Below are 20,808 nucleotides of genomic sequence, written 5' to 3' on the forward strand. Positions count from 1 at the left end.
GGAAGCGTATGGCGAGGCGATGCTGGAGCTGCGCGCCCGAAAAAAATTGGCGTCCCTGTTGGGCAAGGACGAGACCTGATGGTCGCGATCCAGCAGGGACTGCGCGAGGACGGGTTGGAGGTGTCAATGGTCAAGCTGTGCCGCTGGTTCGGTGTGGCGCGGCGCACGGTGTATTACCGTCCGACGAAGGCGCCTCCGGTGGTCAAGCCTGAACTGGCCGAGCCGATCAAGGCCCTGATCGAGGAGGAGCCGTCGTTCGGGTACCGCACGGTCGCCGGGTTGTTGGGCATGAACAAGAACACGGTGCAGCGCATCTTCCAGCTCAAGGGGTGGCAGGTGCGCAAGCGCGCGGTCGGTAATCGCCCCAGGATCCAAGCCCTTCCGTCGGTGGCCACGGCACCCGACCAGCGCTGGGCCACGGATCTGTGCCGGGTCTGGGGCGGGCGCGACGGCTGGCTGACCTTGGCCCTGGTCATCGACTGCCACACCCGGCAATTTCTGGGCTGGCAGCTCTCGCGCAGCGGCCGGGCCACCACCGCAGCCGCGGCCCTCGAGCAGGCCCTGCTCACCGCTACGGCACGCTTGGCCGTGTGCCTGCGCCGTTCCTGCTGCGCTCGGACAATGGCTTGGTGTTCACCAGCCGCCACTACACGCGCCTGGTGCGCAGCTACGGCCTCGAGTAGGAGTTCATCACGCCACACTGCCCGCAGCAGAACGGCATGGTCGAGCGCGTCATCCGCACGTTGAAGGAACAGTGCGCCCACCGCCACCGCTTCGAGACCCAGCAGCACGCCACGCGGGTGATCGGCGACTGGATTCAGTTCTACAACTTCCGGCGCCCGCACCAGGCGCTGGGTATGAAGACGCCCGCCGAGGCCTATGCCTTAGCGGCCTGACCTGTGCAGGAAGTGCTGGGTTATTACATAGGTGACCATCCATTGTCACAGGATAGGTTGCGACTCATGCACTTAACGTTGGGCCTGAGGTTGGCAAGGGAGATACTGGGCGGCACCTTGCGTCAGATCAACGATACGTTCTCTGTACCGGTGGGATCGACCTAGACTCGACACTTCAGTCCGCCGACATCGAGTACGGCCGCTCGGCACCGGCGCCCGGCCAGTCGCGGTTCGGCGTGGCCTGCATGCCGAAGCGGAGCTCGCCGCCGGCCAGGATCTCGTCGTGGCGGATAAAGGCGCGGCGCAGCGGTTCGCCGTTGAGTGTGGCCGAGGCGATGTAGCCATGGCCCTGGTCGAGGCCCTCGGCGACGATGGTGAAGGCCCTGCCGTTGGGCAGGTGCAGGGTGGCGCGCGGCAGGAACGGGCGGCCGATGACGTACTCGCCGCTGCCCGGCGCCACCGGGTAGAAGCCCAGCGCGGTGAACAGGTACCAGGCGGACATCTGGCCGAGGTCGTCGTTGCCGGCCAGTCCGTCGGGGCGCGCGGCGTACTGCGATTCCATGATCCCGGCCAGCCGCGCCTGGGTGCGCCAGGGCTGACCGGCGTGGGCGTACAGGTAGGCGACATGGTGGCTGGGCTCGTTGCCGTGCGCGTACCAGCCGATCAGGCCGGTGATGTCCTCCATGTGCGCGAACACGGCCGGGTCGACCTCGGCGTCGAACACCTGGTCGAGCCGCGCCAGCAGCGCGTCGGCCCCGCCGTGCGCCGCGGCGAGGCCGGCGACGTCGTGCGGCACGTACCAGGAGTACTGCCAGGCGTTGCCCTCGGTGTAGTCGCTGCCGTAGCCGCTGGCGGTGGCGTCGAAGGGTTCGCGGAAACTGCCGTCGCGGTTGCGCGCGCGCATGAAGCCGGTGTCCGGGTCGTGGACGTTGCGCCAGTTGCCGGCGCGGCGCTGGAACTCGCGCGCGATGTCGTCGCGGCCCATGGCCGCGGCCATGCGCGCGATGGTCCAGTCGCCGTAGGCGTATTCCAGGGTCTTGGAAGCGGCCTCGCCCTCCTCGTCGATCGGCACCCAGCCCAGTTCCATGTACTGGCGCAGGCCGTCGTAGGGGCCGTAGCTGGCGCTGGCGACCATGGCGTCGAGCGCGGCGTCGGCATCGAAGCCGCGGATGCCCTTGAGGTAGGCGTCGGCGATCACCGGCACCGCGTGGTAGCCGATCATGCACCAGGTCTCCAGGCCGTGGAACGACCACACCGGCAGGATCCCGTAGGGGCTGTGGCGCTGGTGCGCGAGCAGCGACTGGATGAAGTCGGCGTTGCGCGCCTCCGGCTGCACCAGGGTCAGCAGCGGGTGCAGCGCGCGGTAGGTGTCCCACAGCGAGAAGGTCGAGTAGTGGGTGAAGCCGTCGGCCCGGTGCACGGCGTTGTCGGGACCCCGGTAGCGGCCGTCGCTGTCCATGAACAGACTGGGACCCATCAGCGTGTGGTAGAGCGCGGTGTAGGCGGCGGTGCGCGCCTCAGCGGGCGCCTCCACCTCCAGTACCGACAGCGCTTCGACCCACTGACGCTTCGCCTCGGCGCGCACGCGGTCGAAGTCGAAGTCCGGCACCTCGGCGTCGAGGTTGGCGATGGCCCCGGCCTCGCTGACCGGCGAGATCGCCAGCTTGGCCACCAGCGGGCCGTCCAGGGCGCTGCCGAAATCGAAGCTGGCCAGCAGCTGCCGGCCCTCGATCTGCGCGCGCTGCGTGGGGTCGTCGGCGCCCGGCGGCGGAAAGCCCTTGTAGGGGATGTCCTGCTCGGTGTTGTGGAGCGCGTGCGCACGCGGCGGCCGCGAGAACCGCAGCGCGAAGTACAGCTGCCGGCCCGGTGCCCAGCCGCGGGTCTGGCGGAAGCCGGTGACGGTGCCGTCGTCGCGCACCCGGATCCGCGACCAGGAGATCTTGCCGGGGTAATCGTAGAGGCTGGTGCGCAGGTCCAGCAGCACGTGCGCGGGCGCGCCGTCCGGGAAGGCGTAGCGGTGCACGCCGACCCGCGCGCTGGCGGTGAGTTCGGCGCGCACGCGGTAGTCGTCCAAGGTGACCGCGTAGTAGCCCGGCTCGGCCACCTCGCCGTCGTGGCTGAAGCGCGAGCGGTAGCCGCTGCCGGGCACGTCGGGGTCGCCGCGCTCGAGTTTCGGCGCCCCGGTCACCGGCATCAGCAGGACGTCGCCGAGGTCGGAATGGCCGGTGCCGGAGAAGTGGGTGTGGGAGAAGCCGACGATGCCGTCGTCGTCGTAGCGGTAGCCGGCGGCCCAGTCGTAGGCCTGCGCGCGCGGCTGGATGCGGGTGTCGGGACTGAGCTGGACCATGCCGAACGGCACCACCGCGCCGGGGAAGGTGTGGCCCTCGCCGCCGGTGCCGATGAAGGGATCGACCGCGGCCCAGGCCGCTTCACCGCGTTGGTCCGCCGCGGCAGATAGCGCCGCGGCCATTCCCAGCAACAGCCCCGTCGCCATGCGCCATGCTCCCCTCGCCATCGCCCACCCGCCTTTCGATTGGATCGATCCAAAGGCGACCCTAGCACCGCCCGGCGGGGTCGGGCATGTTGCGGCGCAAAATGCGCGCGCCGTTCCCTGGGTGCAGGATGCTGCGCTTTGGATCGATCCAATTCCATGTCGAACCAGCCAGTCCCGTGCCGCGTCGCGACGCCCGTGCTGCCGCACGGGCGCGCCGCCGGCCTTGCCGCAGCCCCGCCCGAAGGAGCCCCCGGATGAGCCGAGGACAGTTGTCCAACCCCGCCGCGATCGCGGTGGTGAGCATGATCTTCTTCACCTGGGGCGGGCTGACCAGCCTCAACGACGTGCTGATTCCGCACCTGAAGGCCGTGTTCTCGATGAACTACGCGCAGACGATGCTGATCCAGTTCACCTTCTTCGGTGCGTACTTCCTGATGTCGCTGCCGTCGGGCGCGGTGGTGGCGCGGGTGGGCTACAAGGCCAGCATCGTGATCGGGCTGGTGGTGGCCGCGGTCGGCGCGGCGATGTTCTATCCGGCGGCGCGGCTGCCCTCCTACGGATTGTTCCTGGGCGCGCTGTTCGTGCTGGCCAGCGGGATCACCCTGTTGCAGGTGGCGGCCAATCCCTACATCAGCCTGATCGGCGATCCGCGTACCTCGCACAGCCGGCTCAACCTGGCGCAGGCGCTGAATTCGCTGGGCACCACCGTGTTCCCGTGGGCGATCGGGCCGCTGATTCTGGTCGGCGCGGTGCTCGGCGCCGACCAGCTGGCGGCGATGCCGGTCGCCGAGCAGGCCGCCTACCGCGCGTCGCAGGCGCGCTCGGTGGAGCTGCCCTACCTGATGCTGGCGGGCGGGCTGCTGCTGCTGGCGGTGTTCGTGCTGCTGATGCGAATCCCCTCGCTGCGCGAGGCCACCGACGCCGGCGACGACCGCCACCATAGCTACGGCGAGGCGCTGCGCCATTCGCACCTGCGCTGGGGCGTGCTGGGCATCTTCCTCTACGTGGGCGCGGAGGTGTCGATCGGCAGCTTCCTGATCAACTACATGGCCGAACCCACCATCGGCGGGTTGAGCGAGGCCAGCGCCTCGCGCTTCCTGGCCTTCTACTGGGGCGGGGCCATGGTCGGCCGCTTCATCGGCGCGGCCCTGATGACGCGGTTCGATGCGCGGCGGCTGCTGGCGCTGAGCGCGGTGGCGGTGTGCGTGCTGCTCGCCGTCACCATGACCACCCAGGGCCAGGTGGCGATGTGGAGCGCGCTGGCGGTGGGCCTGTTCAACTCGATCATGTTCCCGACCATCTTCACCACCGCCATCGAGCGCCTTGGCACGCTGACCAGCAAGGCCTCGAGCCTGCTGGTGATGGCGATCGTCGGTGGCGCGATCGTGCCGCTGGCGCAGGGGGCGCTGGCCGACCGCATCGGCATCCAGCCCGCCTTCGTGCTGCCGCTGGCCTGCTACGCCTACATCGTCTGGTACGCGCTGCGCGGCTCGCGGGTGCGCAGCGGCATGTCGCCGGGACCTGCATGGTCCGTACCCGCCGCCGGACCGATGCACTGATGCCCGCGGCACGCAACGCGGTCGCCTGCTTCGGCGAGGCGCTGATCGATTTCCGCGCCAGCTCCGGCGGCAGCGGTGCGCCGCGCAGCTTCCTCGAACAGCCCGGCGGGGCCCCCGCCAACGTGGCGGTCGGCGTCGCCCGGCTCGGCGGCCGCGCGCGCTTCGTCGGCATGCTGGCCGAGGACATGTTCGGCGAGTCGCTGCTCGGCGCGCTGCGGGTCCACGGTGTGGACGTGGCGCAGGTCCGGCGCACCGGCGCCGCCCCCACCGCGCTCGCATTCGTGGCGCTGGACGCGCGCGGCGAACGCAGTTTCAGCTTCTATCGTCCCCCGGCAGCGGACCTGCTGTTCCGCGCCGCCGATTTCGACCCGGCGGCGTTCGCCGATCTGGCCGTCTTCCACGTCTGCTCCAACAGCCTGACCGAGCCGGCGATCGCCGATGCCACCCTGCACGGCATGGGGCTGGCGACGGAGGCCGGCGCGCTGGTCAGCTTCGACCTCAACCTGCGCCCGGCGCTGTGGCCACGCGGCGCCGACCCGCGCCCGGTGCTGTGGCGGGCGCTGGAGCGCGCGCACCTGGTCAAGCTGAGCCGGGAGGAACTGGCGTTCCTGGTCGGTGGCGGCGAAGAGGACGCTGCGATCCGGCGCCTGTTCGGCGGCGCGGCCGAGGCGCTGGTGGTGACCGACGGGCCCGCCCCGATCCGCTGGTGGACCCGGGAGCGGCACGGCACCGCTCCGGTCTTCGCGGTCACCGCGATCGACACCACTGCCGCCGGCGACGCCTTCGTCGCCGGGCTGCTGTGGCGCCTGGCCGGCGCCGGCACGGGCGCGGCGCGGCTGGCCGGCGCATTCGAGAACGACGCGATCCGCCGCGATCTGCTCCGCCACGCGGCGGCGTGCGGGGCGCTCGCCGTGACCCGTCATGGCGCATTCGATGCGATGCCGGCCGCCGCCGCGGTCGAGGCGCTCGCCCGGACCGGGTGACGAGCCTGGCGGCCGCACCGGCACGGGTGCCAGGGCCGCGCCCGCAGGAGCGGCCCATGGCCGCGAAGGCCGCGGGCGGCTCGGGCCGGGTGGGCGGCGCTGCCGGGCATGGCCGGCAGCGCCGGCTTTCGTGTGCATGACACGCACCCACGGGGCGGCAGGATCGCATGCGGCCGCCAACGCGAACGGCCCCGCGCTGGGGCGGGGCCGTGGCGTCTGGGCCGGGACGGCGCGCGCGAGCGCCGCCGTCAGTCGATGTCGAGGAAGCTCCGCAGCTGCTCCGAGCGGCTGGGGTGGCGCAGCTTTCGCAGCGCCTTGGCCTCTATCTGCCTGATCCGCTCGCGGGTGACGTCGAACTGCTTGCCGACCTCCTCCAGGGTGTGGTCGGTGTTCATGTCGATGCCGAAGCGCATGCGCAGCACCTTGGCCTCGCGCGGAGTCAGGCCGGCGAGCACGCCGTGGACCGTCTCGGACAGGTTGATGTTGGTGGTGGCCTCGACCGGGGACTCGACGTTGGTGTCCTCGATGAAGTCGCCCAGGTGGGAGTCCTCGTCGTCGCCGATCGGGGTCTCCATCGAGATCGGCTCCTTGGCGATCTTCATCACCTTGCGGATCTTGTCCTCGGGCATCTCCATTTCCTTGGCCAGTTCCTCCGGCGTGGCCTCGCGGCCGTACTGCTGGAGCATCTGCCGGGAGATCCGGTTGAGCTTGTTGATCGTCTCGATCATGTGCACCGGGATGCGAATGGTGCGCGCCTGGTCGGCGATCGAGCGGGTGATCGCCTGGCGGATCCACCAGGTGGCGTAGGTGGAGAACTTGAAGCCGCGGCGGTGCTCGAACTTGTCCACCGCCTTCATCAGGCCGATGTTGCCCTCCTGGATCAGGTCGAGGAACTGCAGCCCGCGGTTGGTGTACTTCTTGGCGATCGAGATCACCAGGCGCAGGTTGGCCTCGACCATCTCCTTCTTGGCCTTGCGCGCCTTGGCCTCGCCGTAGGCCATGGTGCGGTTGATCTCCTTGAGGTCGGCCAGGGTGACGGTCATGGCCTTCTCGATCGAGGCGATCGACTCCTGCTCGGCGATGATCTGCTCCTTGACCTCGCGCAGGCCCGACGACCACTTCTGCTTGCGCTTGAGCATCTCGTCGACCCAGCCGGTATTGGTCTGGTTGCCTTCCCAGGCGCGCAGGAAGTCCTTGCGCGGCATCTTCGCCATGCGCGTGGACAGGTCGAGGATGCGGCGCTCGTGGTCCTTGATCTCGCCCACCACCTCGCGCAGCTTGCGCACCAGGGTGTCGACCAGCGGCAGCGGCAGCTTCAGGGTCATGACCTGCGCGGCCATGTCCTCGCGCAGCTTCAGCGCCGACTTGTGGGTGGGGCCGTGCTTGGCGTAGGTCTTCTGGAACTTGGCGTACTGCTGCGCCAGCACTTCCATCCGGCGCGCGACCTCCTCCGGATCGGGACCGGTGGGGCCGGCCTCCTCGGCGCTGTCGTCGTCGTCGTCGTCGTCGTCGGAATCGTCGTCGTCGCTGTCGTCCTTGGCGGACGGCTTGGCCGCCGGCTTGTCGTCCTCGGCCGCCGCCGCGGCGGCAGCCTCCTCCTCGAGATGGTCGTTGAAGCCGACCACGATCTCGGCCAGGCGCTTCTTGCCCGCCTTGTGCAGCTCGTAGTCCTCCAGCAGCAGCTGCACCGACCAGGGGAAGCTGGCCAGCGAAGCCAGCATCTGGTGCAGGCCCTCTTCGATGCGCTTGGCGATGGCGATTTCGCCTTCGCGGGTCAGCAGCTCGACGGTGCCCATCTCGCGCATGTACATGCGCACCGGGTCGGTGGTGCGGCCGCCCTCGGCGTCGAGCGCGGTCAGGGTGGCCGCGGCCTCCTCGGCCGCGGTGTCGTCGACGTCGCGGTTGCCGGTGGAATCGCCGGCCAGCAGCAGCTGCTCGGCATCCGGGGTGCTCTCGTGCACCTCGATGCCCATGCCGTTGATCATGCCGATGATGTCTTCGATCTGCTCCGGATCGACCAGGTCGTCCGGCAGGTGATCGTTGACCTCGGCATAGGTCAGATAGCCCTGTTCCAGGCCCTTGCTGATCAGCTGCTTGATGTCGGACTGCGGCGCCGCCTGACGTTCGTTGGCCATAGAATCGCGCTACCCGGGGAGAGGAAAAAGTGAACCCGTAATTATACCAGCCGGCCCGCTCCGCCGTCCGGTGGAGCAGGGTGCGGCAGGCTGCGGGGACCGGTCTTCAGGACCGCAGCAGGAAGCTCACCGGGCCGTCGTTGACCAGGCTGACTTCCATATGGGCACCGAAGCGGCCGGTTTCCACCCCCAGGGGGAGTTTTTCCCGGCAGATCGCCACAAGCTCGCTGAAGATGCGTTCAGCTTCCGCGGGGGCGGCGGCCGTGCTGAAGCCCGGGCGCATCCCCGAACGGGTATCGGCGGCCAGGGTGAACTGGCTCACCAGCAGCAGGCCGCCGCCGGTCTCGGCCAGCGACCGGTTCATGCGCCCCTCCTCGTCGGCGAACACCCGGTAGCCGAGCAGGCGCCCGGCCATGCGCTCCACCTGGACGGACCCGTCGCCCGGCTCCACCCCGACCAGGGCCAGCAGGCCCGGGCCGATCGCCCCCACGGTCTCGCCGCCGACGGTCACGGCGGCCCGGGAGACGCGCTGGATGAGGGTCAGCATGGGGATCGGAAATTGGGAATCGGAGCCAGGGCCAGGACAGCGGCAGGATCGCGGATCGCGGATCGGAGCATAAGGGATGCGAGCCGGCAGGCGCAGGGCGCGTCCCGTGGGGGCGACGGCAGTCGCGGCACCGCGGGACTCCAACGCCGAGCGCCCCGGAGGGGGTTGCGACCCCACCGCCGGACCACTGGCCGGGCCCACCCTGGCCCGATCCCGCCGCGGCGAAGCGGGCGACGGAGTCGCAGCTACCTTCGTTCCTACCCCTGCGGGCCTCGCTTCCGGCACGGCCGCGCACTCCCGCCGGTCCCCTGCCCGACCTCCCGGCTAGACTTGCGCGATGATCCGCGCCGCCGCCGCCCTGCTCTATGCGATCGCCGCCGGCATCGGCCGGCTGCCGTGGCCGGCGCTGTACCGGATCGGCGACGGACTGGCCTGGCTGTGGCGGCGGCTGGACGCGCGCGAGAGCTTCGTGGCGCGCCGCAACCTGGAGATCGCCTACCCGGAGCTGCTGCCGGGCCAGCGCGCGGCATGGCATCGCGAGATCCTGCGCACCACCGCGCGCCAGTTCCTGGAGACGCTGCGCTTCTGGACCCGCCCGCACGCGGCCAACCTGGCGCTGATCCGCCAGACCCAGGGCCTGGAGCTGTTCGACGCGGCGCTGGCGTCGGGGCGCGGGCTGATCGTGGCCGCGCCGCACTACGGCAACTGGGAGCTGCTGAACCAGTGGCTGGCCTCGCGCACCCCGATCTCGGTGCTGTACCGGCCGCCGGACGCGGCGATCGGCGAGGCGTTCCTGCGCAGGGTGCGCGCCGACGCCGGCGCCAACGTCACCCAGGTGCGCGCCGAAGGGCCGGCCGCGGTGCGGCAGCTGCTGCGCCTGCTCAAGGATGGCGGCGTCACCGGCATCCTGCCCGACCAGCAGCCCAAGGTCGGCGACGGCGAGTACGCTCCGTTCTTCGGCATGGACGCGCTGACCATGACCCTGCTCGGCCGGCTGGCCGCGCGCACCGGCGCCACGGTGCTGTTCGCCTACTGCGAGCGCATCGGTCCGGAACCCAGGTTCGCGCTGCGGATCGAATCGGCGCCCGCCCAAATCGCGGATCCCGATCCGCGCGCGGCCACGACCGCGCTCAATGCCGCGGTCGAGCGCATCGCCCGCCGCGACCCGGCGCAGTACCAGTGGACCTACAAGCGCTGGCGCTGGCGCCCGGCCGGCAGCGGCGAACCCAATCCCTACGAGAAGGCACCCGGATGATCGACATCGAAGACCTCGGCACGAGCGCAACGGCCGGTCCCGCGATGCCGGAAGGCGACGCCGGCTGGCAGCCGCTGCCGCGGCGCGCGCGCACGCTGTTCATGCTGGCCGGCGCGGTGGGGCCGCTGATCCCGGCTGTGATCACCCTGGCCGCCGGCGGCATGGTGCTGCTGCACCTGCCGCGGGTGCTCGCCGCGGTGGCGCTGGGCTGGCTGCTGTTCCTGCTGTTCTCGGTCTGGCTGGGCGCCAAGAAGTACCGCTACACCCACTGGTTGCTGGACGACGACGGCTTCGCCCTGCGTCGCGGGCGGCTCTGGCGCAGCGAGACCCGCGTGCCCGGCTCGCGGGTGCAGCACATCGACATCCGGCGCGGCCCGCTGGAGCGGCGCTTCGGCCTGGCCACGCTGGTGATCCACACCGCCGGCTCGCGCCAGAGCGCGGTGACCGTGCAGGGGCTGGATGCCGCCGACGCCGAGCGCCTGCGCGACCATCTCGCCCAGCGGGTCGAGCAAGATGACGACGAGTCCTGATCCCGGCGCCGGGACCCCGGTGCCGGAGACAGTGCTGCCCACCGAGGTCGAGCGCCGGCTGCATCCGCTGTCCTGGCTGTTCGTGCTGCTGACCCAGCTGCGCCAGTTCCTGGTGCCGCTGGTCGCGCTGCTGCTGTTCGGCGGCCGTGCCAGCAGCTACCAGATGGTGCCGGCGCTGGTGGCGGTGGTGGCGATCGCGGCGCTGTCGGTGTGGCGCTACTTCACCTACCGCTACCGCATCGGCAGCGACAGCATCTTCGTGCGCAGCGGCCTGTTCGAGCGCAGCCTGCGCCAGGTACCGTTCTCGCGCATCCACGACGTGGCGGTGCACCAGTCGCTGCTGCACCGGATCTTCGAGGTGGCGGAGGTGCGGCTGGAATCGGCAAGCGGCGACAAGCCCGAGGCACGGATGCAGGTGCTGCGGCTGGAGGAGGCGCTGGCGCTGGAGCGGCTGGTGCGGCGGCGCGGCGAAGCCGCCTCCGGCGATGCCCCGGCCGCGGCGGGCACGGACCCCGGCGGCGACCTGCTGCTGGCGTTGCCGACCCCGGAGGTGGTGCGGCTCGGGCTGGTGTCCAACCGCGGCATGGTGATCGTGGCCGGCGCGTTCGCGCTGTCCTGGCAGGTCCTCCCGGACCGCGTGGCCAGCGATGTGTTCGCCGACCTCGGCCGCCGTGCCGCCGGTTATGCAGACAGCATCGGCGCCGACTGGCTGGCGCGCGGCCTCGGCATCGCCGCGCTGGTGCTGGTGGCGCTGCTGCTGGTGCGGCTGCTCTCGGTGGCGCTGGCGCTGGTGCAGTACCACGACTTCCGGCTGGAGCAGCACGGCCGCCGCCTCACCGCCGGCCGCGGCCTGCTCACCCGCCGCCGCAACAGCGTGCCGCGCCGGCGCATCCAGGCCTGGACCCTGCAGGAGACGCTGCTGCATCGGCTGCTCGGCCGCCGCAGCCTGCGGATCGACACCGCGGTGGTGGAACAGGGCAACGAGGAGCGCGGGCTGGCGGAGCTGGCGCCGATCGCGACCCCGCAGGCCTGCGACGCGCTGGTCGAGCACCTGCTGCCGCAGGCGGCGTGGCCGCCCCCGGCCTGGCAGCCGCTGCACCCGCGCGCCTGGATCCGGCTGGCGTTGGGCGGATGCTTCGTCGCCCTGCTGCTGGTCGCTGCGATCGGCTGGCGCTTCGGCGCCTGGGGTCTGCTGGGCCTGCTGTGGATCCCGTGGGCGGCCTTCGTCGCCCGCCAGCACGCGCGGCGCGCCGGCTACGCGCTCGACGACCAGCTGGTCGCGGTGCGCGAGGGCTGGTGGTCGCGGCACTGGCGCTTCGCCGAGCTCGACAAGCTGCAGGCGCTGCAGCTGCGGCAGTCGCCGCTGGACCGCTGGTTCGGCATGGCCTCGCTGTGGCTGGACAGCGCCGGCACCGGCGCTTTGGCGCCGCCGCTGCGGATGCGCTACCTGCCCGAAGACGAAGCGCGCGCGCTGCTGGCACGCATCGGCGGCGCGGTGGCGCGCAGGAGGCTGCGATGGTGAGCAGTGCCGGCAACCGCCCGACGGCGCCGCCGCTTGTGGTGCGCTGCGGGGCAATGGGCGACATGGTGATGCTGACCTCGCTGATGCGGCTGGTCGCCGCGCGCCACGGCAGCAAGGTGGACGTGGTCAGCTCCGGCGGCTGGACCGCGCCGGTGATGGCACACGAGCCCACCCTCGGCCACCTGCAGCTGGTCACCAGCCGCAAGACGCCCTACCTGTTCTGCCCCAGCCAGTGGGAACTGGTGCGCTGGCTGCGCGGCCGCGGCCGCGGCCCGGTCTACCTGTGCGATCCGGACCCCGAAATCCGGCGCCTGCTGCTGCGCGGCGGCGTGCGCGAGGAGGACCTGGTCGAGCGCACCGGCGAAGAGCTCGCCACGCCGATGCTGTGGCCGGATCGCTGGATGCTGTTCGGCCTGCGCGACCCCGCCCGCCGGTATGCCGTGGCCGAAGCGGACCCCGCACCGTTTCGCCTCCCACGGCTGGTCGTCCCCGACGCTTCGCGCGAGGCGCTGGCGCGGTGGCTGGAAAGCGAAGCCCTGGCCGGCCCGCTGGTGCTGTTCCAGCCCGGCAACAAGCGCACCCACAAGCGCGGCAAGGTGATGACCGCCGACCATCCCAAACACTGGGAGCCCGAGCACTGGGCGGCGGTGGCGCGGGCGGTGCTGGACGAACTGCCCGGAGCCCGGGTGCTGCTGTGCGGCTCGCCGCCGGAGCACCCGGTGCTCGAGGACGTCCGCGCCGCGGCCGGCGACGAACCCCGGATACGCAACCTTGCCAACGACCTGCCGATCCCGCGCCTGTTCGCGCTGCTGGAGCGGGCCCACAGCATGGTCTCGGTGGACACCGGCCCGGCGCACGCCGCGGCCGCGCTGGGCTGCCCGCTGGTGGTGCTGTTCGGCGCCGCGCCGCCGGCGCTGTGGCGACCGGTCGGCAGCGGCCCGATCGCGGTGCTCGGCGGCGAGCGCGGCGCCGACAGCCGGGTCGCCGACATCGCCCCGCAGGCGGTGATCGAGGCGTGGAAGTCGCTGCCGCCGCGCGGCTGAGGCGGGAACGGCTCAGGCCAGGGTGCGGGCGCGCAGCGCCAGGTAGTAGCGCTCCACTTCCTCTGCCTTGGCCTCCACCCGATAACCGTCCAGCGGGTAGTCGCGCCGGGGGGGCCGCTCGGCGGCCACGCGCGACAGCGCCTGCGCGAGCGCCGCGCCGTCTCCCGGCGGCAGCAGCGGCCGCCCGATCAGCCCGCCCAGGTGCGAGGCGCCGGCGGTCGCGGTAGCCAGCACCGGCAGGCCGGACTGCATCGCCTCCAGCAGCACCAGCCCGAACGGCTCCTCGCGCGCCGGGCTGACGAAGCAGTCGAACGCGGCCATCCAGTCCTCGGGTCGCGCGACGAAACCGGGCATCGCCACGTCCGCCTCGGCGCGGCGGCGCAGCGCCTCCCAGGCACCGCCCTGGCCGACGATCGCCAGCCGCGCGTCAGGCGGGCGCGCCGTCTGGAACGCGTCCAGCAGCAGGTCCATGCCCTTCTCGGTCTCGACCCGGCCCAGCGCGCCGAACAGGAACTCGCGCTCGCCGACCCCGAGCTGGGCGCGGATCCTGTCGCGTGCACCGGCCGCCGCCGGGCGCGGCAGGGTCCAGTTGTCGATCTGCACCGAGCGCTCGCGCAGCGGCCCGGGGATCGTCGGCAGCTGCCAGGGCGCGATCGCCACCAGGCCATCGAGATGGGCGTGCTGCTCGGCGAAATAGCCGATGTGCAGCGTCGCCACCCGCAAGCAGTCGGCGTCCAGGCCGCGCAGCGCGCGGCAGGCCGAGCCGAGATGGGCGTGCGCGACGTCCGGCGCCAGCCGCCGGAGCGCCCGGCGCGCCATCGGCACCGCCGGCCAGCGCGCCAGCCAGTCGGGCACCAGCACCACGCCGACGCGGCGATCGACCCGGCAGGCGATGGCGTCGGTCGCTCGCCGCGCCGCCTTGCGGCGCAGCACCAGGGTGACCTCGTGACCCGCCTCGGCCTGTGCCGCTGCCAGCTCGAGCACGTGGCGCTCGGTGCCGGCGAAGCGCTGGGTGAGCAACACGTGGGCGATACGCATGCGATGGACCGATGAGGACGCCCTGGCCCCGGGGCCAGGGTGCGATGCAGTCTGCCGCCAGTCGCCGCAGCCGCGCCAGCCCGAGCCGGTCGGTTCCTTCCAGGGCGTCGGTCAGGTGGCCCGCTGCCCACCCTCGCCGAGCGCGAGGCCCGCGGGACTGGCGCCGCCGTGCGCCGGCCCCTTGACGATGCCGTGTTCGGTCCAGGTCGCCTTGGCGATGCGGGTGCGGGCACGGATGGCGAAGTTGCGACGCAGGGCTTCGCCGTTCCGGTAGCCGCGGGCGTGATCCAGGTGGAGCGCGATCGCGCGATGGCGCACGCGGATGCCGCGCACGCCTGCGTTGCCGAGCCGCTCGCCCAGCTCGCGGTCCTGGCCGCCGTAGCCCATGCGCTCGTCGAACCCGTTGGCGGCTACCAGGTCGCGTTTCCACCCCGAGGCGTTGTGCCCGTTCCAGGTCGGGCTGGCGGTGACGATCCGGTCCAGCAGCGCAGCCGAAGCGCCCTGCGCGAGCAGCTTGACGTTGCGCGCCGCGGTCGGCAGACCGTGCGCTCGCAGCCATGCCAGTTCGAAGCAGCGGTTGCTGGCGATGTCGTCCCCGCTGATCCGCCGGCTGAGCTCCATCGGCAGCTTGAGGTAGCCGCCGGACAGGTAGCGGCCGGGCCGGCGCAAACGCAGGTGCATGGAGACGAAGTCGCGCCTCGGGATGCAGTCGCCGTCGGTGAAGATCAGGTAGTCGGCGCGGCTGGCGGCGATCGCGGCGTTGAGGATGCGGCTCTTTCGGAAGCCGCGGTCCTCGTGCCACACGTGCCGCAGCGCGAACGGCAGGCGCGACCGCAGCGATTCGATCAGCGCCGCGGTGTCGGCGCCCGAGCCGTCGTCGGCGACGAGCACCTCGAAGTCGCGACGGTCCTGTGCCGCGAAACCGAGCAGGGTTTTTTCGAGCCAAGCCGGCTGGTTGTAGGTAGTGAAGACGATGCTGGCGACGGGCTCGGACATGGCGGGCTACGGAGGCGGCAAGCGGGACGAGCAATCGGGGCGGAACGCCGGCCGCGACCTTGGTCGCATCGAGCGGCTCGGGGCAGGGTGGCGGGTGAGGCGTTCAGAATGATGATGAGCGCCGCGAAAGCCCGCGTGACGGGAGCGGGAGAAGCATCAGCCTTCGTTCAGGCGCACGAGGCGGGCGACGAAGAACCCGTCGCCGCCCTGCTCACCGGGCAGCCGTTGCCGCCCCACCCCGTGGATCCGCCCGTAGCGGTCGTCCAGCGGCGCGGCCGTGGCATCGGCGGTCCGGGCGAGGAAGGCCGCCACCTGCCGGGCGTTCTCCTGGTGCAGGATCGAGCAGGTCGCGTAGACCAGGGCACCGCCGGGCCGCAGCAGCGGCCACAGGGCGTCGAGCAGCGCTGCCTGCAGCGCCGCCAGGGCGTCGATGTCGGAGGCGCGCCGGTGCAACAGGACGTCGGGCTGCCGCCGCGCCACGCCGGTCGCCGAACAGGGGGCGTCGAGCAGGATGGCGTCGTAGGGCTCGCCGTCCCACCAGCTGGCCGGCAGGGCTGCGTCGGCGGCCAGCAGCCGCGCCTGCGCGGCAACGCCGAGGCGCGACAGCCCGGCACCGACGCGGGCGAGCCGCGCCGGGTCGAGATCGAGCGCGGTCAGCCGCAGCCCGGGATCGCGCTCGAGCAGGTGCGCGGCCTTGCCGCCGGGTGCGGCGCACGCATCGAGCACGCGCGCGCCGGGCGCCGGCGCCAGGGCATCTGCCACGCACTGCGCGGAGACGTCCTGCACCGACACGGCGCCTTCCGCGAAGCCGGGCAGCGCAGCCACAGGAACCGGGGCATCCAGGCGCAGCGCGTCCTCGAATCCATCGGCCGCCAGCGCCTCGATGCCGGCCTCGCGCAGCCGTGCGGCATAGGCGTCGCGGTCGCCGTGGCGGCGGTTGACGCGCAGCCACAGCGGGGCCGGCGCGGCGCTGGCGGCGAGGATCGCCTCGGCATCGCCGGGCCAGTCGGCGCGCAGGCGCGCCAGCAGCCAGCCCGGCCAGGCCGCCGCGGGATCGCACGGCGGCAGGCCCTCGCGCTGGGCGCGGCGCAGCAGCGCGTTGACCATGCCGGCCTGGTGCGCGCGGCCGAGGCTGCGTGCCGCCTCCACCGTGGCGGCGACGGCGGCATGCGCTGGCAGGCCGAGCGGATCGAGCTGGGCGAACCCGGCATGCAGCAGCGCGCGCAGCGGGCGGTCGCGCGCCGCCAGCGGCCGCGCCATCCACGCCGCCAGTGCGGTGTCGTAGCGCGGTCGCTGGCGCAGCGCGGCGAAGCAGATCGCCTCGACCAGGGCACGGTCGCGGGTGTCGTCCAGCTGCGGCAGCGCCGCGGCGAGTTCGGCCTTCAGCGAACGGCCGCGGTGCAGCACCGCATCGAGCACCCCGGCGGCGAGCGCGCGCGGCGCCGAGCCGGCGGCCGGAGAGCTCTTCCCAGGCGGATTCACGCGGTTGGACACGGCTCGGGCTCCGTCGTTTCGTGGATCGGCGGCGGCTGCGCAGTATGGACTCCGGCCCCGCGGCGATCGCGGCGCAGCGGCGGCCGACGCGCGCGGGGAAGCTCCAGCGGGGGCGGTTTCCGCTGTTCCGGCAGGAAGATCGCGGTGGCTATCCGGACGGCGCCAGGTCGCGGCGGGCGTTGAGGTAGTCGGCGGCGGTGATGGCCTTGCCGCCGGCGCGCTGCAGGGTACGGATGCGCAGCGCGCCCTCGCCGCAGGCGATGTCGATGCCCTGGCGGCCGGCCGCCAGGATCGTGCCCGGCGCCGCATCGTGGCGCAGCGGCAACGCCACCGCGCCGTGGATGCGCAACCGCTCCCCGGCCACCTCGGCCTCGGCCATCGGCCAGGGATTGAAGGCCCGCACGCGGTTGGCCAGGGCCTGCGCCGGTTGCGCCCAGTCCAGCCGCGCTTCCGCCTTGTCCAGCTTGTGCGCATAGGTCGCGCCCTGCTCCGGCTGCGGCCGCGCGACCGGGCGGATCCCGGCGCGCAGCAGCCCGAGGCCATCGCCCAGCACCTGCGCGCCCAGTTCCGCCAGCCGGTCGTGCAACTCGCCGCCGGTCTCCTGCTCGCCGATGGCGATGCTCTGCGACAGCAGCACCGGACCGGTGTCCAGGCCCTTCTCCATCCGCATCAGGCACACCCCGGTCTCGGTGTCGCCCGCCTCGATCGCCCGCTGCACCGGGGCCGCGCCCCGCCAGCGCGGCAGCAGCGAGGCGTGGACGTTCCAGCAGCCCTCCGGCGGGATGTCCAGCACCGCCTGCGGCAACAACAGCCCGTAGGCGACCACCACCATCAGGTCCGGCCGCAGCGCGCGCAGCGCCTCGCGCTCGGCGGCGGAGCGCAGGCGCTCCGGCTGGCGCACCTCGAAACCGCGCGCCAGCGCCTCGCGCTTGACCGGCGAGGGCGCGAGCGCCCGGCCGCGCCCGGCGGGCCGGTCCGGCTGGGTGTAGACCGCGACGATCTCGGCCTTGCCCGCCGCCGCCCGCAGCGAGGGCACGGCGAACTCGGGGGTGCCGGCGAAGACGATTCTCAAGAGAAAAGGGGAATCGGGAACGAGGGATCGGGAATGGTAAGGCCAAAGGAAGGCGCGGCCCTACCCGCGCCCCGCCCGGCGGCCCCGAACCGCCCTACCGATTCCCCATTCCCGGCGCGCCTCAGGCGCGCTTGCGCAGCTTCGCCAGCTTCTTCAGCGCCATCTCGCGCTTGAGCGGCGAGAGGTGGTCGATGAACAACCTGCCGTCGAGATGGTCGATCTCGTGCTGGATGCAGGTCGCCAGGAGGCCGTCGACGCGCATCGCGAACGGCTTGCCGTGGCGGTCCAGCGCCTCGACCTCGATGCCGTCGGCGCGGATGACATCGGCATAGACGCCGGGGATCGACAGGCAGCCCTCCTGGTGCGCCCGCAGCTCCTCGGAGCGGGACCGGACCTGCGGGTTGATGAACACCAGCGGCTGGTCCTTGGCCTCGGTGACGTCGACGATCATGAACCGGTCGAGCACGTCGATCTGCGGCGCGGCCAGGCCGATCCCCGGCGCTTCGTACATCGTCTCGAACATGTCGTCGAGGCGGCGCTGGAACGCGGGTTCGGCGATCCGCTCGGCGGCGACGGGTTCGGCGAGCTTGCGCAGCTGCGGGTGGGGATACTCGAGAATCGACAGTCGGGACATGGCGGGGAAAAGGTGGCGTGGATCACAACCATGGGTGCTGGCGCCATTGTAACCGCCGGCAGGCTTGCGTTGGCCCGGCATTTCTGGGCTATAGTGCCCGCGCTGCAAGGGGAAATCTCCAAGGGGAGCAGGTAGATGGCCGGCATGCTTCAGCGCCTTTCTCGGGGGCTTCGTACGGTTTGCGCCGTGTCGTTGCTCACCGTTGCGACTTACGCCGCTGCCCAGGGGGTGCGCGGCGATCATCCAGATACGTACGTGGTCCAGCGCGGCGACACCCTGTGGGGCATCGCCGGCAAGTTCCTGGAACGGCCATGGCTGTGGCCGGAGATCTGGCAGGCGAACCCGCAGATCGAGAACCCGCACCTGATCTATCCGGGCGATGTGATCAGCTTGGCCTATCTCGACCGCGTGGCGGTGCAGCCGGGCCCGCGCCAGGACGCCGCGCCGATCGACGCGATCCCGCTGTCCGACATCGAGCCGTTCCTCAAGGATCTGCGCGTCGTCGACGAGTTCGAGCACCTGCCGCACGTGGTCGGACTGGAGGAGGACCGCCTCCGCGTGGTCGAGGGCCAGGTCGCCTACGTCCGCGGCCTGGGCGCCGCCACCGCCGGCGAGCGCTATGCCGTGGTGCGGCCGACCACCCGCTACCACCACCTGTCGCGCAGCGGGCTGTGCTGCGACACCTTCTCGACCCGCGATCTGGACTTCCGCGGCCGCAGCCGGCTCGACACCCAGCAGTACTGGGCCGACGTGGTGATGCCCGACAAGGGCAAGGAAGTGCTCGGCTACGAGCTGATGCAGGTCAACACCGGCACCGTCACCCGCGGCGAGGTCGGCGGCATCCAGGCCACCACCCTGCTGCTCGACGACCAGGGCCGCGAGGTCCGCATCGGCGACCGGCTGATCCCGGTGGACCCGCAGCCCTACGACCTGCAGTTCTTCCCGCATCCGCCGGCGCAGCAGACCGAATACGGCCGCGCCCGGGTGCTGGCGGTGGCCGACATGATGACCACCGGCGGCCCCCGCGACGTGATCGCCATTTCCATCGGCGCGCGCGAAGGCGTGGACAACGGCACCGTGTTCTCGCTCTGGCGCGAGGGCACCAACGCCGTGGACCGGGTCGAGAAGGGCCCCGACCGCGACGCCGACACCGTGTTCTTCGAGAACAAGGTGCGGCTGCCGGACGAGTTCTCCGGCCATGCCATGGTGTTCCGCACCTACGACCGGATGGCCTATGCGCTGGTGATGGACAGCATCAAGCCGACCCGCGTGGGCTACCACCTCAAGCACCCGGACGCGCCTTACTGACAGCGCGAGGCGGAAAGATCCTACGCAGCAACGCGACGGCGCCCCAGGGCGCCGTCGTCGTGTCCGGCCTAGGCTGGAGCGATGACCGTCGCACCCTTCCTCACCGCCACGCCCGAGGCCGACACCGCTGCAGGCGCCGATGCCAGGCCCCGGCCGGACCCGGACGACGACGAGGCGCTGCTGCGACTGCTTGCCGCCGGCGGTGCCGCCGCGCCGCGGCGCGCCCTGCTCGAGGCGCATGGCGGCGCGGGCGCAGCGCTGCGGGCCGGCAGCGGGGCCTGGCGCCGCGCCGGGCTGGCCCCGGCCCAGGTCCGCGCCCTCGAAGGCGGCGCCGCTGCGGACCCGCGCGCCCGCGACTGGCTGGCCCGGCCCGGCCACCACCTGCTCGGCTGGCACGATCCGGACTACCCGCCGCTGCTGCGGGCCATCCCGTCGCCACCGCTGGCGCTGTTCGTGGCCGGCGAGCCGGCGCTGCTCTGGCATCCGGCAGTGGCGATCGTGGGCAGCCGCTCGCCCAGCGCCGGGGGCCGCGACAACGCCCGCGCCTTCGCCCACGCGCTGGCCGGCTCGGGCCTGGCGGTCACCAGCGGCCTGGCGCTGGGCATCGACACCACCGCGCACCTGGCCGCGCTGGCGGCCGGCGGCACCACCGTAGCGGTGGTGGGCAGCGGGCTCGACTTCCCCTATCCACGCGCCAACGCGGCACTGCAGGCGCGCATCGCCGCGGCCGGGGCCGTGGTCAGCGAACATCCGCCCGGCACCCGCGCGCTGCGCGAGCACTTTCCCAGCCGCAACCGCATCATCGCCGGGCTGACCCTCGGCACCCTGGTGGTGGAGGCGGCGCGGCGCTCGGGCGCGCTGATCACCGCCCGCCAGGCGGCCGAGGCCGGGCGCGAAGTGTTCGCGGTGCCCGGCTCGATCCACAACCCGGTGGCGCGCGGCTGCCACCGGCTGATCCGCGAGGGCGCGGCCCTGGTCGAACGCGCCGACGAGGTGATCGCAACCCTGGCGCCGCTGGCGTCGGAGCTGGGCGGGGCCTTGCGCCGGCGCCTGGACGCCCCCAGTTCACTGTCCGGGACGCCCTCGCGGGGGGCCCGCGGCGCGCCGGGCGCCGACGATCCGGACTACAACCGCTTGTGGCAGGCCCTGGGCCACGACCCAACCGGTATGGATCTGCTGCTCGAACGCACCGGATTGACGACCGCACAACTGTCCTCCATGCTGCTGGTCATGGAGCTGGAGGGCTGGATCGTGGCCGAACACGGCCGATATTCGAGAACATCCTGAAACAGGCGCCCGAGG

At 72.3% G+C, this 20,808-nt stretch carries 18 protein-coding genes; 10 read left to right on the forward strand and 8 right to left on the reverse strand.

The window, feature by feature from the left end; translation table 11 throughout:
* The first annotated feature begins 78 nt into the window (after positions 1-78).
* Together QFW77_RS02790 and QFW77_RS02795 are read left to right on the forward strand one after the other, a co-directional pair.
* Positions 79-747 carry a DDE-type integrase/transposase/recombinase gene (locus QFW77_RS02790; protein WP_280572739.1) on the forward strand — a complete coding sequence of 223 codons (669 nt, stop codon included), beginning with the start codon at positions 79-81 and terminating at the stop codon, positions 745-747.
* Positions 720-896, forward strand: a complete 177-nt coding sequence (locus QFW77_RS02795) for an integrase core domain-containing protein (protein ID WP_280572740.1) — start codon at positions 720-722, stop codon at positions 894-896. The genes QFW77_RS02790 and QFW77_RS02795 overlap by 28 nt, the downstream gene beginning before the upstream one ends.
* 175 nt (positions 897-1,071) lie before the next feature.
* Here the strand turns inward: QFW77_RS02795 and QFW77_RS02800 are convergent, their stop codons facing one another.
* Positions 1,072-3,366, reverse strand: coding sequence for a GH92 family glycosyl hydrolase (locus QFW77_RS02800; RefSeq protein ID WP_280572790.1), 2,295 nt, complete (start codon positions 3,364-3,366; stop codon positions 1,072-1,074).
* A 278-nt stretch (positions 3,367-3,644) separates the two neighbouring features.
* Here QFW77_RS02800 and QFW77_RS02805 point away from each other — a divergent pair, with 278 nt between their 5' ends.
* Positions 3,645-4,949, forward strand: a complete 1,305-nt coding sequence (locus QFW77_RS02805) for a sugar MFS transporter (protein ID WP_280572741.1) — start codon at positions 3,645-3,647, stop codon at positions 4,947-4,949.
* A complete protein-coding gene (locus tag QFW77_RS02810; RefSeq protein ID WP_280572742.1) occupies positions 4,949-5,932 on the forward strand; it encodes a carbohydrate kinase family protein in 984 nt (327 codons plus the stop codon). Before QFW77_RS02805 ends, QFW77_RS02810 begins: the two co-directional genes overlap by 1 nt.
* Before the next feature lie 248 nt (positions 5,933-6,180).
* Here the strand turns inward: QFW77_RS02810 and rpoD are convergent, their stop codons facing one another.
* Positions 6,181-8,067 (reverse strand): RNA polymerase sigma factor RpoD, encoded by a 1,887-nt coding sequence (rpoD, locus tag QFW77_RS02815; RefSeq protein ID WP_280572743.1) that lies wholly within the window; start codon positions 8,065-8,067, stop codon positions 6,181-6,183.
* A gap of 106 nt (positions 8,068-8,173) precedes the next feature.
* A complete protein-coding gene (dtd, locus tag QFW77_RS02820; RefSeq protein ID WP_280572744.1) occupies positions 8,174-8,614 on the reverse strand; it encodes a D-aminoacyl-tRNA deacylase in 441 nt (146 codons plus the stop codon).
* 337 nt (positions 8,615-8,951) lie between these two features.
* Between dtd and QFW77_RS02825 the strand changes: the two genes are divergently transcribed.
* From QFW77_RS02825 to QFW77_RS02840, 4 genes are read left to right on the forward strand one after another with little or no spacing between them, the layout of a single operon-like run.
* Positions 8,952-9,869, forward strand: a complete 918-nt coding sequence (locus tag QFW77_RS02825; RefSeq protein ID WP_280572746.1) for a lauroyl acyltransferase — start codon at positions 8,952-8,954, stop codon at positions 9,867-9,869.
* A 44-nt stretch (positions 9,870-9,913) separates the two neighbouring features.
* The gene (locus tag QFW77_RS02830; protein ID WP_280572792.1) at positions 9,914-10,399 is read left to right on the forward strand and encodes a PH domain-containing protein; all 486 of its coding nucleotides are present in this window, start codon (positions 9,914-9,916) and stop codon (positions 10,397-10,399) included.
* Positions 10,383-11,921, forward strand: coding sequence for a PH domain-containing protein (locus QFW77_RS02835; RefSeq protein ID WP_280572747.1), 1,539 nt, complete (start codon positions 10,383-10,385; stop codon positions 11,919-11,921). Before QFW77_RS02830 ends, QFW77_RS02835 begins: the two co-directional genes overlap by 17 nt.
* Positions 11,915-12,964, forward strand: coding sequence for a glycosyltransferase family 9 protein (locus QFW77_RS02840; RefSeq protein ID WP_280572748.1), 1,050 nt, complete (start codon positions 11,915-11,917; stop codon positions 12,962-12,964). The genes QFW77_RS02835 and QFW77_RS02840 overlap by 7 nt, the downstream gene beginning before the upstream one ends.
* Before the next feature lie 12 nt (positions 12,965-12,976).
* On the opposite strand, the gene QFW77_RS02845 is transcribed toward QFW77_RS02840, so the two are convergent.
* The 5 genes from QFW77_RS02845 to def all read right to left on the reverse strand — a co-directional run bounded on the left by QFW77_RS02845 (position 12,977) and on the right by def (position 18,198).
* Positions 12,977-14,002, reverse strand: coding sequence for a glycosyltransferase (locus QFW77_RS02845; protein ID WP_280572749.1), 1,026 nt, complete (start codon positions 14,000-14,002; stop codon positions 12,977-12,979).
* A gap of 111 nt (positions 14,003-14,113) precedes the next feature.
* Positions 14,114-14,998 (reverse strand): glycosyltransferase family 2 protein, encoded by an 885-nt coding sequence (locus QFW77_RS02850; protein ID WP_280572750.1) that lies wholly within the window; start codon positions 14,996-14,998, stop codon positions 14,114-14,116.
* Between the two features lie 156 nt (positions 14,999-15,154).
* On the reverse strand, positions 15,155-16,492 hold the full coding sequence (gene rsmB / locus QFW77_RS02855) for a 16S rRNA (cytosine(967)-C(5))-methyltransferase RsmB (RefSeq protein ID WP_280572751.1): 1,338 nt from the start codon (positions 16,490-16,492) through the stop codon (positions 15,155-15,157).
* A gap of 148 nt (positions 16,493-16,640) precedes the next feature.
* Complete coding sequence (gene fmt, locus QFW77_RS02860; RefSeq protein WP_280572752.1) at positions 16,641-17,564, reverse strand: methionyl-tRNA formyltransferase; 924 nt, start codon at positions 17,562-17,564, stop codon at positions 16,641-16,643.
* Positions 17,565-17,685: 121 nt separating this feature from the next.
* Positions 17,686-18,198 (reverse strand): peptide deformylase, encoded by a 513-nt coding sequence (gene def / locus QFW77_RS02865; RefSeq protein WP_280572754.1) that lies wholly within the window; start codon positions 18,196-18,198, stop codon positions 17,686-17,688.
* A gap of 144 nt (positions 18,199-18,342) precedes the next feature.
* Here def and QFW77_RS02870 point away from each other — a divergent pair, with 144 nt between their 5' ends.
* Positions 18,343-19,506, forward strand: coding sequence for a LysM peptidoglycan-binding domain-containing protein (locus tag QFW77_RS02870; protein WP_280572793.1), 1,164 nt, complete (start codon positions 18,343-18,345; stop codon positions 19,504-19,506).
* A gap of 81 nt (positions 19,507-19,587) precedes the next feature.
* Complete coding sequence (gene dprA, locus QFW77_RS02875; RefSeq protein WP_280572755.1) at positions 19,588-20,793, forward strand: DNA-processing protein DprA; 1,206 nt, start codon at positions 19,588-19,590, stop codon at positions 20,791-20,793.
* The last annotated feature ends 15 nt before the right edge of the window (positions 20,794-20,808 follow it).

This window comes from Luteimonas endophytica, from assembly GCF_029887875.1.
Taxonomy (GTDB): Bacteria; Pseudomonadota; Gammaproteobacteria; order Xanthomonadales; family Xanthomonadaceae; genus Luteimonas; species Luteimonas endophytica.